We start from the raw sequence: 16,488 nt of genomic DNA, 5'->3' as shown, positions 1-16,488 counted from the left end.
GCCTTAAAGCGAACACCAGTTGCGGCGTCCGGCTCCCAATTGGATTCGAGTCTCTGCCGTAAAGCTTTGTTTTCCTTGGATCTGGGCCGAATGCCCGGTGCCTTCATACCCTGCGTTATCCTATGAACAATTCGCCATGGGCCGGATCCCCTGGCGGCCACGGTCACGCTTTCTTGAATGTATGAATCGGGCGGGACACCCCGCGTCGGTCGTTGAGCACCCTGTGTATAGCGTGACTATCGGCCAAAGGTCGTGGCGTGTGCTCTGGATTTTGCCTATATGGAGAATATCCAAGAGGTTTAGATGCGCTTTTCAAATTCCTTTCTCGACGAGATACGCGACCGCGTGCCGATTTCGGACGTGATCGGTCGCCGTGTGAGCTGGGACAAGCGCAAGACAAATGTCTCGCGCGCCGACTACTGGGCTTGCTGCCCGTTCCACGGGGAGAAGTCGCCGAGCTTCCACTGCGAGGATCGCAAGGGCCGCTACCATTGCTTCGGCTGCGGCGTGACCGGTGACCACTTCCGCTTTCTCACCGAACTCGAAGGCCTTAGCTTTCCCGAGGCGGTGCAGACGATCGCCGACATGGCCGGCGTCGCCATGCCGGTCGCGGATCCCGCCATGGAGAAGCGCGAGAAGGAGCGGACAACGCTTCTCGACGTGATGGAACTGGCCACGCAGTTCTTCCAGGATCAGTTGCAGACGGCGAACGGGGCGCGGGCGCGGGCCTATCTGCGCGACCGCGGGCTGACCGGCCGGACGATCGAAACCTTCCGGCTGGGTTTCGCGCCCGACAGCCGCAATGCGCTGAAGGAACATCTGGCCGGCAAGGGCGTCCCCAAGGAGCAGATCGAAGCCTGCGGGCTTGTCGTTCACGGGGCTGAGATTCCCGTTTCCTACGATCGCTTCCGCGACCGCATCATGTTCCCGATCCTGTCGTCGCGCGAGAAGGTGATCGCCTTCGGCGGCCGCGCCATGTCGCCGGATGCGCCTGCCAAATACCTGAACTCGAACGAGACGGAGCTCTTTCACAAGGGCAACGTGCTCTACAATTTCAGCCGCGCGCGGCGGGCGACGCAGGGTGCCAACGGCGAGGGCACTATCATCGCCGTCGAAGGTTACATGGACGTGATCGCGCTTCACCAGGCTGGTGTGGAAAACGCCGTGGCGCCGCTCGGCACCGCGCTCACTGAAAACCAGCTCGAGCTCTTGTGGAAGATGACGCCGCAGCCGGTGCTTTGCTTCGACGGGGACGGCGCCGGCATTCGCGCCGCCAACCGCGCGGCCGACTTGGCGCTGCCGCATATCAAGCCCGGGCGTACCGTGCGCTTCGCGCTGCTGCCCGATGGCAAGGATCCCGACGATCTCGTGCGCAATGACGGACGCGCGCCCTTCGACAAGGTGATGAGCCAGGCAAAGCCCCTCGCCGAGATGATCTGGGGCCGCGAGATCAATACCGGCAGCTTCGAGACGCCGGAGGCGAAGGCCGAGCTCGAGGCACGGCTGAGGCAGCTCGTCAGCGTGATCGCCGACGAGAACGTGCGTCGTCATTACCAGCAGGACATGCGTGACCGCCTGAACGGTTTCTTCCAGCCGCAGTTCCAGAACCGCGGCGGCGGCGAACGGCGCAGCTTCGAGCGTGGCGGCGGCGGTGGCAAGGGACGAGGACGCGGCGGGCTCGACGAGCCGCGCGGCGCGCGTCTGACCGGCGGCATTTCCGACCGGCTGGCGCGTTCCGGTCTGGTTCGCGGCCACATCGAGGTGCCGGCGCTGCGCGAAAGCGTGCTGGCGCTGACCGTCGTCAACCATCCGGCGCTGATGCTGGACGAGTATGACGAGATCGCTTCGATCGATTACGACAGCCGCGAACTGCAGCGGCTGTGGTCCGGCATGCTGGGCGCGGCGGCGGCCGTCGCCAGCCAGCACCTGACGCGGGAATATCTAGTGGAACGGCTGGAAGAGCAGGGGTTCGCGACGCTGCTCCAGAGCCTAGAGCAGCAGATACGCAATGCGCGCCTCTGGATCGCCACCGAAGAGGCGGCGATGGAAGACGCGCGTGAGGGCTACCGCCAGGCACTCGCCTTCCACAAGCGCTCCAAGGCGCTGCGCTGGCAGAAGATCGAGCTTGAGCGCGAGATCGCCGAGGCGACGGAAACCGGCAATGGCGAGGTGATCGAGCTTCTGATGCGAGCTCTGCAGGAAGTCCATTTCGAAGGGCTTCGGCTTGAGAACCAGGAAGCGATCATCGACGGTTTCGGCGTGCTGTCCGGCCGCGTCAAGAAAGTGGCGGCGAGCCATTGATGTTGGGAAATGAAACGGAATTTTCGGCGGGCGACGCGCTCTTCGGCGCGGAGCGTACGCCGTTAGGCATTTTGAACCGTGTCTATGGCTATCCGGCCTTTCGCGGCAAGCAGCAGCAGGTGGTCGAGCATGTGGTCGGCGGCGGCGATGCCGTCGTCCTGTTCCCGACGGGTGCGGGCAAGTCGCTCTGCTTCCAGATCCCGGCACTCTGCCGCGACGGCGTCGGCATCGTCGTCTCGCCGCTGATCGCCTTGATGCGCGACCAGGTGGAGGCGATGAAGCAGCTCGGCATTCGGGCCGCCGCGCTCAACTCGTCGCTGACGCGCGAGGAATATGTCGAAGTCCGCCGTGCGATATCATCAGGCAATCTCGACCTGCTCTACGTCACGCCCGAACGCATCCTGATGGATGGCTTTCGCGATATCATCGGGCAGTCGAAGATCGCGCTGTTCGCCATTGATGAGGCCCACTGTGTTTCTCAATGGGGCCACGATTTCCGGCCGGAATACCGCGAGCTCGGACGTTTGGCCGAACATTTCCCTGGCGTCCCCCGCATCGCGCTGACGGCAACGGCCGATCCGCATACGCGCGAGGATATCGTCGCGCGGCTGGGCCTCGACAATGCCGAGGTTTTCACCACCAGCTTCGACCGGCCGAACATCCGCTACGAGATCGTCGAGCGCGACCAGCCGCGCCAGCAGCTCCTGCGGTTCCTCTCCGGTCACGAGGGCAATAGCGGCATCGTCTATTGCCTGTCGCGCGCCAAGGTCGAGGATACGGCCGAGTGGCTCAATACGCAGGGTATCCGGGCGCTCGCCTATCACGCCGGCATGGACCGGACGCTGCGTGACGCCAACCAGGATGCCTTCCTCAAGGAGGAAAATCTCTGCCTTGTCGCCACCGTCGCCTTCGGCATGGGGATCGACAAGCCGAACGTGCGCTATGTCGCACATCTCGACCTGCCGGGCTCGGTCGAGGCCTATTACCAGGAGACGGGGCGCGCCGGGCGCGACGGGCTGCCCTCAGAGGTGTGGATGGCCTATGGCATGGCCGACGTGATCCAGCGCGGACGGATGATCGACGAGGGCAATGCCGCCGACGACATCAAGCGCGTGGAGCGCTCCAAGCTCAACGCGCTTTTGGCCATCTGCGAGACGGCGTCCTGCCGCCGTCAGGCGATCCTTGCGCATTTCGGCGAGAGCCATGCCGGCAATTGCGGCGGCTGCGATACCTGCATGAAGCCGGTCGAGACCTGGGACGGAACCGAGGCGGCGATCAAGGCGCTGGCGGCGATCTACCGCACCGGCGAGCGCTTCGGCACGGGCCATGTCGTCGATGTCCTCACCGGCAATGTCAACGAGAAGACCGAGCGGTTCGGCCACACCGGCATGCCCGTTTTCGGTGCCGGTAAGGAGATCGCCGCGCGCACATGGCAGTCGGTGTTCCGGCAGTTGCTCGCGATGGGCCTGGTGCGCGTCGACCACGCGGCCTTCGGCGCGCTGAAGCTAGAGGAGGGCGCCCGCGCGGTGTTCAAGCGCGAGCGCGAGGTGTTCTTCCGCAAGGATCGCCCGGCCTCGGAGCGGCGGACGAAGAAGGTGGCGCAGGCCGAGCGGCGCTCGGTGCTGTCGGGGTCCGACGACGCGCTGTTCCAATTGCTGCGCGCCGAGCGCACATCGATCGCCCGCTCGCTGAGCGTCCCGCCCTACGTCGTCTTCCCCGATACGACGCTGATCGCGTTTGCCACGGATCGCCCGCGAACGCACAAGGAGATGCTTGGCATCTCCGGCGTCGGGCAATCGAAGCTTGAGCGCTATGGCGATGCGTTTCTGGAGGTCATCCTGGGGTTTGATGGGTGAGGGGTGCGAGCCAAGGCTCGTCAAGACAATGTGGTCCCGATATGCTAGTCCGATACGACAGGAAGCATCATAGAAGGGCCATCCAATGACCTCACCGTTCCTCTCCCATCTGCGCACCGAGCTAGCCGGGCTGAAGGACGCCGGGCTCTATAAAGCCGAGCGGGTCATCACTTCGAAACAATCAGGCGAGATTGCCGTCGCTTCGGGCGAGCGGGTGCTGAATTTCTGCGCCAACAACTATCTGGGGCTCGCTGACAACGAAGAGCTTGCCGACGCGGCCAAGAAAGCTCTGGATCGCTATGGCTACGGCATGGCGTCCGTGCGTTTCATCTGCGGTACGCAGGAAGAACACAAGCAGCTTGAAGCCAGGATCTCGTCGTTTCTCGGGATGGAGGACACGATCCTCTATTCTTCCTGCTTCGATGCCAATGGCGGGCTGTTCGAGACGTTGCTCGGCGAAGAGGATGCAATTATCTCCGATGCGCTTAACCATGCCTCGATCATCGACGGCGTGCGCCTCTCCAAGGCCAAGCGCTTCCGCTATGCCAATAATGACATGGCCGCGCTTGAAGAGGAGTTGAAGAAGGCCGAAGGCAGCCGCTTCAAGCTGATCGCCACCGATGGCGTGTTTTCGATGGACGGGATCATCGCCAATCTCAAGGGTGTCTGCGATCTGGCCGAGAAGTATGGCGCGATGGTCATGGTGGACGATAGCCATGCCGTGGGATTCGTCGGCAAGCATGGCCGCGGTTCGGCCGAGCATTGCGGTGTCGAGGGGCGGGTCGATATCATCACCGGTACGCTCGGCAAGGCGCTGGGCGGCGCGTCCGGCGGCTATACGTCGGCGAAGGCGGAAGTGGTCGACTGGCTGCGGCAGCGTTCGCGGCCCTATCTGTTTTCCAACACCCTGGCGCCCGTGATCGCCGCAGCGTCCCTGAAGGTGTTCGACCTGATCGATCATGGCGATGCGCTGCGGGAACGGTTGTCAAAGAATGCGGATCTGTTTCGCTCGGAGATGACGAAGCTCGGCTTCACATTGGCGGGCGAGGGGCATCCGATCATTCCCGTCATGCTCGGCGATGCGAAGCTGGCGCAGGATATGGCGGCGCTGATGCTGAAAAAGGGCGTCTACGTCATCGGCTTCTCCTTCCCCGTGGTGCCGAAGGGGCAGGCGCGCATCCGCACGCAGATGTCGGCGGCACATTCGCGTGAGGATGTGGAGCGGGCGATTGCAGCGTTCGCCGACGCCGGGCGCGAGCTGAGTGTGATTTGAGGCGTTACGAGCGCTCCCCTTCTCCCCGGCGGAGAAAAGGGGAACGCACGGCTGGTGCCAATTGGGAGGAATTGAATGTCGAACACTATGAAGGCGCTGGTGAAGTCGAAGTCCGAGGTCGGGCTCTGGATGGAGCAGGTGCCGGTGCCTGAGGTCGGGCCGAACGATGTGCTGATCAAGGTCAGGAAATCGGCGATCTGCGGCACCGACGTGCATATCTGGAATTGGGACCAGTGGGCGCAGAAGACCATTCCGGTGCCGATGGTGGTGGGGCATGAATTCTGCGGCGTGATCGCGGAGATCGGCTCTGCGGTCACCAAGTATCATGTCGGCGAGCGGGTGTCGGGCGAGGGGCATATCGTCTGCGGCAAGTGCCGGAACTGTCGCGCCGGGCGCGGGCATCTCTGCCGCAATACGCTGGGTGTCGGGGTGAACCGTCCGGGCTCCTTCGGCGAGTTCGTCTGCATTCCGGAAGCCAATGTCGTGCCGATCCCCGATGACATCCCGGACGAAATCGCGGCGATCTTCGATCCGTTCGGCAACGCCGTGCACACGGCGCTGTCCTTCGACCTCGTCGGCGAGGATGTGCTGGTGACCGGGGCGGGGCCGATCGGCATCATGGGCGCGCTGGTCGCCAAGCGGTCGGGCGCGCGCAAGGTCGTGATCACCGACATCAACCCGCACCGCCTCGACCTGGCCCGCAAGCTTGGGATCGATCACGTCGTCGACGCGTCGAAGGAAAACCTCTCCGACGTCATGAAGTCGATCGGCATGACCGAGGGCTTCGATGTCGGGCTGGAAATGTCAGGCGCGGCGCCCGCCTTTCGCGACATGATCGACAAGATGAACAATGGCGGCAAGATCGCCATTCTCGGCATCGCGCCCGCAGGATTCGAGATCGACTGGAACAAGGTGATCTTCAAGATGCTCAATCTCAAAGGCATCTATGGGCGCGAAATGTTCGAGACCTGGTACAAGATGATCGCCTTCGTTCAAGGCGGGCTGGACCTTGCACCCTTGATCACCCATCGCATCGGCATCGACGATTTCCGCGAGGGTTTCGAGGCGATGCGGTCGGGCAACTCAGGCAAGGTCGTGATGGACTGGTAATGGGAGGAGAATGACATGATCTATGAAGGAAGCTGTCACTGCGGCAAGATCGCCTTCGAGGTCGAGGGCGAGTTCACCTCGGCGCTCGATTGCAACTGTTCGCTCTGCCGGCGCAAGGGCGGGCTGCTCGCCTTCGTGCCGCGCGACAAGTTCGACCTGAAGACGCCGAGCGAGGCGGTTTCGACCTACACATTCAACAATCACGTCATCCAGCATCACTTCTGCGCCACATGCGGAGTTGCGCCCTACGCAGAGGGGAAGATGCCCGATGGCACGGAGATGGCCTGCATCAACGTACGTTGCATCCCCGCGATCGACCTCGCGGCGATCGAGATCCAGCCTTGGGACGGCAAGTCGGCATAGAGTGTTGATGCGCTTGCCGATATCAGACTGGCCGCGCTATTTCGAAGAATGCACACCACTCTTGTCTTCTGGCGGTGACATCCTATGTAAGGGTGGCAATCGCTTGCACGGCGCCGAGCCTGTGGATAAGGCGTTTTCCGGGTTTTCTGATGCTTTTTTTCGGTAAAAGCTTGACGAAAACGAAAAATGTGGGAATCACCGTTCGACTGGAAAACGGTGAACTGGGTCAAGGGCAGATCGCACAACCATGGCCAGACATTTGGTGACAATGAATCTCTGTCGTCCGGCGCCGGCAATCGTGGTTAATCAGGCATTAAATCTCATCCCTTTATTTGGGACCGTGTGATTCGAGACGGCCGTATGCGGCGGGCCGGCTATGAAATAGCCGTTCATCGCAACGAGTTTGAATAGCGTCAGGAAGGCGACGATATAAATGGCAACGAAGGTCAAAGAGAACGAAGAAGCGGAAGTCGAACGCGACGGCGGCACCGACGGCCCTCTTCTCGATCTTTCCGATGACGCGGTCAAGAAAATGATCAAGGCCGCGAAGAAGCGCGGCTATGTGACGATGGACGAGCTCAATGCCGTTCTACCGTCCGAGGAAGTGACGTCCGAACAGATCGAAGACACGATGTCGATGCTCTCCGACATGGGCATCAACGTGATCGAGGACGAGGAAGCGGAAGAGGCCGGCGCCAGCGACAGCAGCGACGACGATTCCGGCTCCGACGACGAGAGCGAAGGCGGCGAGCTTGCTCCTTCCAGCGGTACCGCACTTGCGACCGCCAAGAAGAAGGAGCCGACCGATCGCACCGACGATCCGGTTCGCATGTACCTGCGCGAGATGGGCTCGGTCGAGCTCCTGTCGCGTGAGGGCGAAATCGCGATCGCCAAGCGCATCGAAGCCGGCCGCGAAACGATGATCGGTGGTCTCTGTGAGAGCCCGCTGACCTTCCAGGCGATCATCATCTGGCGTGACGAGCTCAACGAAGGCACGACGCTGCTGCGCGAGATCATCGATCTCGAAACCACTTATTCCGGTCCCGAGGCCAAGGCTGCGCCGCAGTTCCAGAGCCCCGAGAAGATCGAGGCCGACCGCAAGGCCGCCGAGGAGAAGGAAAAGAGCCGCCGCAGCCGTTCCGGCGACGACGACATTACCAATGTCGGCGGTGAGGGCCTGCCTCCGGAAGAGGAAGAAGAGGACGAGGACGAATCCAACCTGTCGCTGGCCGCCATGGAAGCGGAACTGCGGCCGCAGGTCATGGAAACGCTCGACATCATCGCCGAGACCTACAAGAAGCTGCGCAAGCTGCAGGACCAGCAGGTCGAGCAGCGCCTGACGGCGACCGGCACGCTGTCGTCCGCCCAGGAGCGCCGCTACAAGGAACTCAAGGATGAGCTCATCAAGGCCGTCAAGTCTCTGTCGCTGAACCAGAACCGCGTCGACGCTCTCGTCGAGCAGCTCTATGACATCTCCAAGAGACTGATGCAGAACGAAGGCCGCCTGCTGCGCCTGGCCGAATCCTACGGCGTGAAGCGTGACTCGTTCCTCGAACAGTATCAGGGCGCCGAGCTCGATCCGAACTGGATGAAGTCGATCGGCAATCTGGCCGCGCGCGGCTGGAAGGAATTCGCCAAGAGCGAAAACACCACGATCCGCGACATCCGCCAGGAGATCCAGAATCTGGCCACGGAAACCGGCATCTCGATCGCCGAATTCCGTCGCATCGTGTCGATGGTGCAGAAGGGGGAGCGCGAAGCGCGTATCGCCAAGAAGGAAATGGTCGAAGCGAACCTTCGCCTCGTCATCTCCATCGCCAAGAAATACACGAACCGCGGTCTGCAGTTCCTCGATCTCATTCAGGAAGGCAATATCGGCCTGATGAAGGCTGTCGACAAGTTCGAATACCGTCGCGGTTACAAGTTCTCGACCTATGCGACATGGTGGATCCGTCAGGCGATCACCCGTTCGATCGCCGACCAGGCCCGTACGATCCGTATCCCTGTTCATATGATCGAGACGATCAACAAGATCGTTCGTACCTCGCGCCAGATGCTGCACGAGATCGGCCGCGAGCCGACCCCGGAAGAGCTGGCCGAAAAGCTGGCCATGCCGCTCGAAAAGGTCCGCAAGGTCCTGAAGATCGCCAAGGAGCCGATCTCGCTCGAAACGCCAGTCGGTGACGAAGAGGATTCGCATCTCGGTGATTTCATCGAGGACAAGAACGCGCTTCTGCCGATCGACGCTGCCATTCAGGCGAACCTGCGCGAGACGACGACCCGCGTCCTGGCATCGCTCACGCCGCGCGAAGAGCGCGTGCTGCGCATGCGCTTCGGCATCGGCATGAACACCGACCACACGCTCGAAGAAGTCGGACAGCAGTTCTCGGTTACCCGCGAACGTATCCGCCAGATCGAGGCGAAGGCGCTCAGGAAGCTGAAGCATCCGAGCCGCTCGCGCAAGCTGCGGTCGTTCCTCGACAGCTAAGCTTCCAGACTGCATTCGACATTCAAAAAGCCGGGCCTCGTGTCCGGCTTTTTGCTTTTTTGCTGCCGGCAACAGGCGTAATATGTCCGGATGGGGAGGGGATCGCCGCAGCGTCGGCGAAAAGTTCGCCGATATGTCTGCACGGATCAAAGCCCTCCGCCGGGAGGTGTGCCATGACAACTTATATCGTGCTGATCAACTGGACCGACCAGGGCATTCGGAATGTGCGTGAATCCGCCAAGCGGCTCGATGCCGCCAAGCGGCTCTTGGGCGAGATGGGCGGCAGCTTCCAGCATTTCTTCCTGACGCTTGGCGATCACGATCTCGTGGCGGTGTGCGAGGCTCCCGATGACGCGGTGATGGCGCGGTTCGGGCTGTCGCTCGGCATGGCCGGCAATGTCAGGACGCGGACGCTGAAGGCATTTCCCGAGGCTGCCTATCGGGAAATCATCGGTTCGCTCGGATAGCGCGCTTTTTCGTTTTACGGCTTGATGCTGCCTTCTTAAAAGACCACATCGGTAGTTTGTGGTCTAGCATTCGCGTCGGTATGCAGCAGGTTTCGGGAAAGCGATGGGGAGCATTCGGCTGGGGCGTCTTCGCCTCGGTGCTGCTGCATGTCGTCGTCACCGGCGCCTTCCTGTTGAAGCTGCCCGAGCCGCAGAAGGCGCCGGAGGAAGAGACGGTCAATGTCGATCTGGTGCCGCCGCCGGAAGAAAAGAAGCCCGAAGAGGAGAAGCCGGAGGAGCAGGCCGCGCTGAAGGTGCCGGAAGAGCCGAAGCCCGAGGAGAAGAAGCCGGAAGAGCCGAAGGCGGCTGAGAAGCCTGCCGACGAGCCGAAGCCGGAAGAACAGAAGGCCGAGCAGAAGCCGCCTGAACCGCCGAAGGAGGAGGCCAAGGCCGAACCGCCACCGCCGCCAAAGCCGCCCGAGGAGAAGCCACCGGAGGCGCCAAAGCCACCACCTCCACCGCCTGAAAAGCCGCCGGAGGAGAAGAAGGCCGAGGAGCCGCCAAAGCCGGATCCGGCCGAACAGGCAAAGGCAGACGAGCAGCCGAAGGGACAGGAGGGCAAGCCGCAGCCGATCCAGCCGCTGCGCCCCGTCTTCGAATTTGGCGACAAGGCGAGTGGCCCGAGGAAAGCCGAGGATGGCGACGCTTCGACCGAGGCGGGCAAGCCCGCGGGCGCGCCTGATGCGGAAAAGCCAACGGATGATCCCGTGTCGGCCGGAAAACCCGAGGCCGATGACAAGCCGCCGGCCAAGCCCGTGCCTGACGATATCAACCTGCCACAGGTCGATATCGCCGACGCGCATCAGGAAAACAACGGTCCGCCCGCCGAGGCAACCGGCGTGGTGACGACCGAAATCACGCAGGCCAAGCCGACGCCAAAGCCGGACCCCGCCGCTAAGGCCGCGCCGGCGGCCGATCCGCTGACCGAGGTGAAGAAGCTCTACTCGCAGAACGACACGGGCGGCGCCGTGGCGCGCACGGCGATCGACGGCATGCCGCGCGGCATGCGCGCCGCCGAGCTCTGCGCGACGGAACTGCGCGAACAGCTCAGGCACTCGCCGCAGGGATACCGGCCGGAGCTTTTGCCGTCCTATCGCCTGCAGCAGGGCAATGTGCTGGAGATCAAGAGCGGCGCGTTTCGCGCCAACGGCCGCTGGTACAATCTGAGTTTCCGCTGTGAGGTGGACGAGGGGGCGACGAAGATCGCGTCTTTTGCGTTCCAGGTGGGCGACCCGGTGCCGAAGAGCCAATGGAGGAGCCGGGGCTTCCCGCAATTCTAACCGCTGGGGCGGAGTCCAGTTCCGGGCAAGACAGGCGACGTAGTGCTTGCTGATTGCAGCATGGTGCTGCGTCACATGAGGTGAATGGAATGTCGAACGAGTTTGAGCGGTTTTTCGAGTTGCAGGACGAAGCCAGCAAGGTGGCGTTCATCGAGAGCCGTGGCGACGAACTGACCGACATTCTGGTCGCCTCCCTGGAAGAGGCACTGTCGATCCTCGAGACCGAGCTCTATCCCGACACCGTCCACTGAATGCGCCGCGCCTTGCCGCTACGAGGCAGGCGCGTTGACGCACAAAATCGTGTCCGCCGCTGAAAAGTGCCGCGTCATGGCCTACATCCATCTGGTTCGCCAAAAAAGGAGAAGCAGATGTCCGGCCAGCCCTTCAAGATTCCCGGTCCTGATCATCCGATCACGGTGGCGCCCAATGCCGGGCGTGTCGTCGTCAAGCTTGATGGACGCGTTCTTGCCGACAGCCGTTCCGCGCTGACGTTGAAGGAAGCGTCCTATCCCGCTGTCCAGTATATTCCGCGTGAAGACGTGGACATGGCGCAGCTGCAGCGCACCGATCATCACAGCCACTGCCCGTACAAGGGAGAGGCGTCCTATTTCAGCATCATATCGGGCGGTAAGCGCGGGAAAAACGCGGTCTGGACCTATGAGACCCCGCACGACGCAGTCAGCGCCATCAAGGATCATCTCGCCTTCTATGCCGATCGCGTCGATTCGATCGAGGTGCGGCCAGCTTAAGCCAAATCTCTGGAAGGTGAAGCATGCGTGGGCTGTGCGGCGCGCAATGGCCGACCGCAAAATAAAACAAGGATCGGTCCGGCAGGGAAACCGGACCAATCCCCGTAACTGATCGGAGGTCAATCGGATCAGGAAACGCAAAACTGTGGTATACCCCGGCAAAGCCGGGGTACTTGATCGTCAGATTAGAATGCGCGCTGCAGGCGGAAGAAGCCCTTGGTCACGTCGTCGCCGCCGTCAACGTCGGTGTAGTCGACGGTTGCCTTGGCGTAGAGGTTGTCAACGATCTGGTAGTCAACAGTTACGCCGACCTTCCAAGCGTCGTCGAGACCGTCGAAGGATTCCGGAATAGCGCCGTTGTCCATGTCGGTGACGTAGCTGCCGAAGTACTGAGCCATCGGGGTAACGGTCCACTTGTCGGTAACCTTGACTGCGTATTCGGCAGCGACGGTCCATTCCGAGTTGGCGTAGTAGGAGTTCGGGCCGGAAGCCCAAACGCCGGCCAGGCCGAGCGTGCCAGGTCCGATGTCGGCGAAGAGCATGCCGCGGATTGCGCCTTCTTCGTTGTCGGTGTCGTAACCGCCGGTAACCTGGTAGCTGATCGCGCCGGCCTTGCCGCCGATGCCGAAGGCTACGCCAACGTTGTTCGTGCTTTCGCCGGCCTTGTAGTAGCCGTCTTCCAGTTCGTCGACGCTAACGCCAGCGTAGAAGTCGCCGGATTCGTACTGGTAGCGGATCGAGTTGTGCAGCGTTTCGAAGCTGGACAGAACGTCCGGCTCGCCGCTCAAGTCGTCATCCCACCAGCTGTAGAACAGACCGGCGCGGATACCGGCGATGTCAATGTAAGCCGAATCCAGCGTCGTGCCGGTCGAGGTGTTGTCGCCGTTGTTGCGGAAAACGATGACGCTGGTGAGCGGGCCGTATTCCGTGTCGCTCTTGGCGGTGAACGATACCTGGGCGCGCGTACGAGCGTTCCAATCCGAGCTGCCGTTCGAACCGGTCGACTGGTTCGGGCCGCCGTAAACTTCAAAACGCAGGTAGCCGCCAACCTTAAGGCAGGTTTCGGTGCCCGGGATGTAGAAGTAGCCGGTGCCGTAGGCGTCGCAGACGCGAACGTATTCAACGGCTTCAGGCTCAGCAGCAACGATCGCGTCTGCTGCGAAGACAGGCGAAGAGGCAGCAAGGGCTGCGCCCGACGCCAACAATACCATCCGAATGTTCATTTTAAATCCATTTCCTTGTTCATCGAACTGCCGCCAGATCGCCGAAGAGAGTTGGGGCTGCTCCGTGTAATTGCCTTTCGGCGCGCGGATCAGCGAACCGCTTCGTCCTAATCTCATCCCAATCCAAAACTCGCAATCGGGATATGCCTTAAATTACCAAGTACGCTATTGTTTGTGTTTTCAATGTTGTTTTATTGCAACAATATCAACACGTTAATGTGAAAACGCGTTATGCGCCCCACCGTGGGACGTGATTGCTTCTGAACTGTTACGAGGGCGCTTACATGCGCACGCGGCGCTGTCCAACAGACAGGCCAAAATCGAAATGCGATCTGCTGATACTGCGCTGCGGTATAAAACTGAAGCTCGTGAGTTGGAACGCAGCGTTCCAAATTTGGAACGAAATGTTTTGTTGGTCGGTTGCCATATGCCCCGGCGGAGGAATAAAGGGCGGAAGGCGAGCCAGCTTTGCCCTATCAATGCGAGGACTCCATGCCGAATTACGGTATGCTACAGGATCTGAACGATTTCGTCTATTTCGCGGCTGTCGTGCGGCATGGCGGCTTCTCGGCGGCTGGGCGGGTGCTCAATGTGCCCAAGTCAAAGCTCAGCCGGCATATCGCCGCGCTAGAAGAGCGGCTTGGGGTGCGGCTGCTCGAACGCACGGTCAAGCGGTTCCGGGTCACGGAGATCGGAAACTCCTTCTATTCGCACTGCGAGAACATGCTGCGCGAGGCGGAGCGTGCCGCTCGAACGATCAGTGATGCATCCGGCGAGCCGCACGGACCAATCCGGGTGAGTGTGCCGAACGGTCTGCTGCAGGGCTCACTCGGCACGATGTTTCCGGAGTTCCTGAACCGCTATCCAAAGGTCCAGCTTCAGATTCTCGCGACCGACCGGCGTGTCGATATTATCAACGAACGGCTGGATCTGGCAGTGCGCGCGCAGTTCGCGGAAGAGACCGATTCCGAATTGACGATGCGTGTCCTGAGCAAGGTCGACCTTATCCTGGTTGCCAGCGCCGAACTGGCCGGCTCTCTGCCGCCTGCCGGCGGTATCGATTCGCTTGCCGATGCGCCGACGGTCTCCTTCCTTTCGCCGTCGGTGGATTGGCAGGATTCGGACATATGGGAGTTCACCGGACCGGATGGTACGCCGTACAGGCACGAGCACAAACCGCGGCTAAGCTGCAAGAGTGTTCCGGCACTTCTGGAAGCCATCTACGCGGGTGTCGGTGTCGGTCTGCTTCCCGACCACGTCTGCGCGGAGGGAATCAAGGAGGGGCGTCTCGTTCGCCTGCTACCCGAATACCAGATGTCACAGGCGACGATCTATCTGGTCTTCACGGCATCTCAGGGCCTGCCGACCGCGGTTCGGGCCTTGGTCGATTTCCTTGTCGAACAGTTCCGCAGCCTGCGGGCCACGACGCAGTGCCGGCAATAATCGATACCGCCTGGCTCCTTGCCGAAACCGCAGCGCGCCTATTCTCCTAATCTGATGTTCACGACTGTCGGATCGGCGAGCGTTCGTTCGTCCTTAGTGCGTGGAGCAAACGAAGGAGAAGACAATGTCTTATGTCGATGGTTTCGTGTTGGCCGTGCCGAAGCAGAACGTCGAGGCGTACAAGGCGCTTTCGGCGACGGCCGGGGCCGTGTGGAAAGAGTATGGCGCCAGGGAATATGTCGAATGCGTCGCCGACGACGTGCCGTACGGCGAACTCACATCCTTTCCACGTGCCGTGCAGGCGACCGATGAAGAGGTGGTCGTCTTCTCGTGGATCATCTACGAAAACCGCCAGCAACGCGACGATATCCTTGCCAAGGTCATGGCCGATCCCAGGCTTCAGGGCGACGAGTGGAAGGAGATCTTCGACGGAAAGCGGATGATCTATGGCGGTTTCGAAGCCTTCCTGCGACTGTAGTTGCAATCGCCATTCCATCGAATCGGAACACTGCTCATGCCGCAGAAGATCATTTCCCTGGCCACGCGCGGCCAGGGCCTTTACGAATTCACCGGCGAGGCAGCCGCCTTCGTCCGCGCGAACGGCATGGACGAAGGCCTGCTCACCATTTTCGTTCGCCACACCTCGTGCTCGCTCCTCATTCAGGAAAACGCCGATCCCGATGTGCGTACCGACCTCGACGGATTTTTCCGGCGATTGGTGCCGCCATCGTCGGATTCATCGATGAGCTGGGTGATTCACACGGCCGAAGGGCCGGACGATATGCCTGCTCATATCAAGTCGGCGCTGACGCAGGTTTCGATCGGAATTCCTGTCATGGGCGGACGGCTGGCACTGGGCACCTGGCAGGGGATCTATCTCTTCGAACACCGTGATCGGCCGCATCGGCGCGAGGTCGTGCTGCATCTCGGCGGCTGAACGTCGGGTGAATGCCGGGTTCGAACAGCGTTCATTTTCAGTGGCTTATGGTCAGGTCAATCTCCTCCTCGGAGATCGATTTAACCTGATTAGAGAGTATTGTCATGACCCACTTCATCGCCAAAGCCTCGTTTGCCGCTCTTCTCGCACTCGCTTCCATTCCTGCAACGATGTCTACGGCGGCTGCTGCTGCTCCGGAACGTGCACCCATTGTCGACGTTCAGTATCATCGTCCGGTCCACGGATGCTCGCCGGTCCAGGCCGTGCGGAAGGCGCGCTGGAGCGGCATGCGCAATGCCCGCATCACCAACATCACGCCGCGTCGTGTCGTCGTTTCGGGCCGTGACCGTTACGGCTGGAACCGGATGGTTTTCGCCAATGTCCGCGGTTGCCCGCTGATCCGTCGCTGACGCGCATGTGAAGTGGAGCGCCGCCCGCCTTGGCGGTGCCATTTTCAGGCTGCCATGTGCGAATCGTATATCAGTCACTTATCCGTGAAGGCTAATGCCGGCTGGTAGCAACGAATGGATGTGGTTGCGGTTTGTGCCGCGGCAAAAGGGAGAATTCGATGATGCATTTTCTTGCCAAGGCGGGCGTCGCAACGCTGCTCGCCGCCGGCACGCTGGCGGGGACGGTGATGCCGGCCTCCGCTCAGGTCGACGTCTATATCGGTGGTGGTCGTCCGCCACCGCCGCCGCCACCGCCGGGCTACTACCGCCCGCCGCCGCCGGATTACTACCGTCCGCCACCGCCGCGTGCGCGTGGCTGCGATCCGCGCCTAGCCGAGGATATCGCCCGTGACTACGGGTTCCGGCGCGCTCGCGTCGTCGATATCACGCCGCGCCGCGTCGTGGTCGAAGGTTGGACGCGCCGTGGCGCCGACGAGATCAGCTTCGGCAATGTCCGCGGCTGCCCGGTCCTGCGCCGTTAACCTCCAGCGCTGACTAAAAAAGAACCGC

Annotated in this window: 16 protein-coding genes; 15 read left to right on the top strand and 1 reads right to left on the bottom strand. The window is 61.6% G+C overall.

Annotated features, from left to right (window positions below; genetic code table 11):
* Positions 1 to 303: 303 nt before the first annotated feature.
* From dnaG to QTL95_RS22945, 10 genes are all read left to right on the top strand, one after another.
* Positions 304 to 2,301 carry a DNA primase gene (dnaG, locus tag QTL95_RS22990; RefSeq protein ID WP_289722203.1) on the top strand — a complete coding sequence of 666 codons (1,998 nt, stop codon included), beginning with the start codon at positions 304 to 306 and terminating at the stop codon, positions 2,299 to 2,301.
* The gene (gene recQ, locus QTL95_RS22985) at positions 2,301 to 4,157 is read left to right on the top strand and encodes a DNA helicase RecQ (protein WP_289722202.1); all 1,857 of its coding nucleotides are present in this window, start codon (positions 2,301 to 2,303) and stop codon (positions 4,155 to 4,157) included. Before dnaG ends, recQ begins: the two co-directional genes overlap by 1 nt.
* Before the next feature lie 85 nt (positions 4,158 to 4,242).
* Positions 4,243 to 5,430: a glycine C-acetyltransferase gene (locus QTL95_RS22980; RefSeq protein ID WP_289722201.1), complete on the top strand. Its 1,188-nt coding sequence runs from the start codon at positions 4,243 to 4,245 to the stop codon at positions 5,428 to 5,430.
* A 75-nt stretch (positions 5,431 to 5,505) separates the two neighbouring features.
* Positions 5,506 to 6,540, top strand: a complete 1,035-nt coding sequence (gene tdh, locus QTL95_RS22975) for an L-threonine 3-dehydrogenase (RefSeq protein WP_289722200.1) — start codon at positions 5,506 to 5,508, stop codon at positions 6,538 to 6,540.
* Between the two features lie 15 nt (positions 6,541 to 6,555).
* Complete coding sequence (locus tag QTL95_RS22970) at positions 6,556 to 6,903, top strand: GFA family protein (RefSeq protein ID WP_289722199.1); 348 nt, start codon at positions 6,556 to 6,558, stop codon at positions 6,901 to 6,903.
* A 433-nt stretch (positions 6,904 to 7,336) separates the two neighbouring features.
* Positions 7,337 to 9,391, top strand: coding sequence for an RNA polymerase sigma factor RpoD (gene rpoD, locus QTL95_RS22965; protein ID WP_289722198.1), 2,055 nt, complete (start codon positions 7,337 to 7,339; stop codon positions 9,389 to 9,391).
* 173 nt (positions 9,392 to 9,564) lie between these two features.
* Positions 9,565 to 9,858, top strand: a complete 294-nt coding sequence (locus QTL95_RS22960) for a GYD domain-containing protein (RefSeq protein ID WP_289722197.1) — start codon at positions 9,565 to 9,567, stop codon at positions 9,856 to 9,858.
* Between the two features lie 80 nt (positions 9,859 to 9,938).
* Positions 9,939 to 11,177, top strand: coding sequence for a DUF930 domain-containing protein (locus QTL95_RS22955; protein WP_289722196.1), 1,239 nt, complete (start codon positions 9,939 to 9,941; stop codon positions 11,175 to 11,177).
* An 89-nt stretch (positions 11,178 to 11,266) separates the two neighbouring features.
* Entirely contained in the window at positions 11,267 to 11,428 is a 162-nt protein-coding gene (locus QTL95_RS22950; RefSeq protein ID WP_197069554.1) for a hypothetical protein, read from the top strand.
* Positions 11,429 to 11,545: 117 nt separating this feature from the next.
* Positions 11,546 to 11,926 (top strand): DUF427 domain-containing protein, encoded by a 381-nt coding sequence (locus QTL95_RS22945; protein ID WP_289722195.1) that lies wholly within the window; start codon positions 11,546 to 11,548, stop codon positions 11,924 to 11,926.
* Between the two features lie 185 nt (positions 11,927 to 12,111).
* On the opposite strand, the gene QTL95_RS22940 is transcribed toward QTL95_RS22945, so the two are convergent.
* Complete coding sequence (locus QTL95_RS22940; protein ID WP_289722194.1) at positions 12,112 to 13,149, bottom strand: porin; 1,038 nt, start codon at positions 13,147 to 13,149, stop codon at positions 12,112 to 12,114.
* A gap of 492 nt (positions 13,150 to 13,641) precedes the next feature.
* Between QTL95_RS22940 and QTL95_RS22935 the strand changes: the two genes are divergently transcribed.
* From QTL95_RS22935 to QTL95_RS22915, 5 genes are all read left to right on the top strand, one after another.
* Positions 13,642 to 14,592: a LysR substrate-binding domain-containing protein gene (locus QTL95_RS22935; RefSeq protein WP_289722193.1), complete on the top strand. Its 951-nt coding sequence runs from the start codon at positions 13,642 to 13,644 to the stop codon at positions 14,590 to 14,592.
* A 124-nt stretch (positions 14,593 to 14,716) separates the two neighbouring features.
* On the top strand, positions 14,717 to 15,070 hold the full coding sequence (locus QTL95_RS22930; protein WP_289722192.1) for a DUF1428 domain-containing protein: 354 nt from the start codon (positions 14,717 to 14,719) through the stop codon (positions 15,068 to 15,070).
* A 36-nt stretch (positions 15,071 to 15,106) separates the two neighbouring features.
* Positions 15,107 to 15,529: a secondary thiamine-phosphate synthase enzyme YjbQ gene (locus QTL95_RS22925; RefSeq protein ID WP_289722191.1), complete on the top strand. Its 423-nt coding sequence runs from the start codon at positions 15,107 to 15,109 to the stop codon at positions 15,527 to 15,529.
* A gap of 104 nt (positions 15,530 to 15,633) precedes the next feature.
* Entirely contained in the window at positions 15,634 to 15,939 is a 306-nt protein-coding gene (locus QTL95_RS22920; protein ID WP_289722190.1) for a hypothetical protein, read from the top strand.
* Positions 15,940 to 16,097: 158 nt separating this feature from the next.
* The gene (locus QTL95_RS22915) at positions 16,098 to 16,460 is read left to right on the top strand and encodes a hypothetical protein (protein ID WP_289722189.1); all 363 of its coding nucleotides are present in this window, start codon (positions 16,098 to 16,100) and stop codon (positions 16,458 to 16,460) included.
* Positions 16,461 to 16,488 lie beyond the last annotated feature (28 nt).

The organism is Rhizobium sp. S152, from assembly GCF_030380735.1.
Taxonomy (GTDB): Bacteria; Pseudomonadota; Alphaproteobacteria; order Rhizobiales; family Rhizobiaceae; genus Rhizobium.
This window is presented reverse-complemented; position numbering and strand designations above follow the sequence as displayed.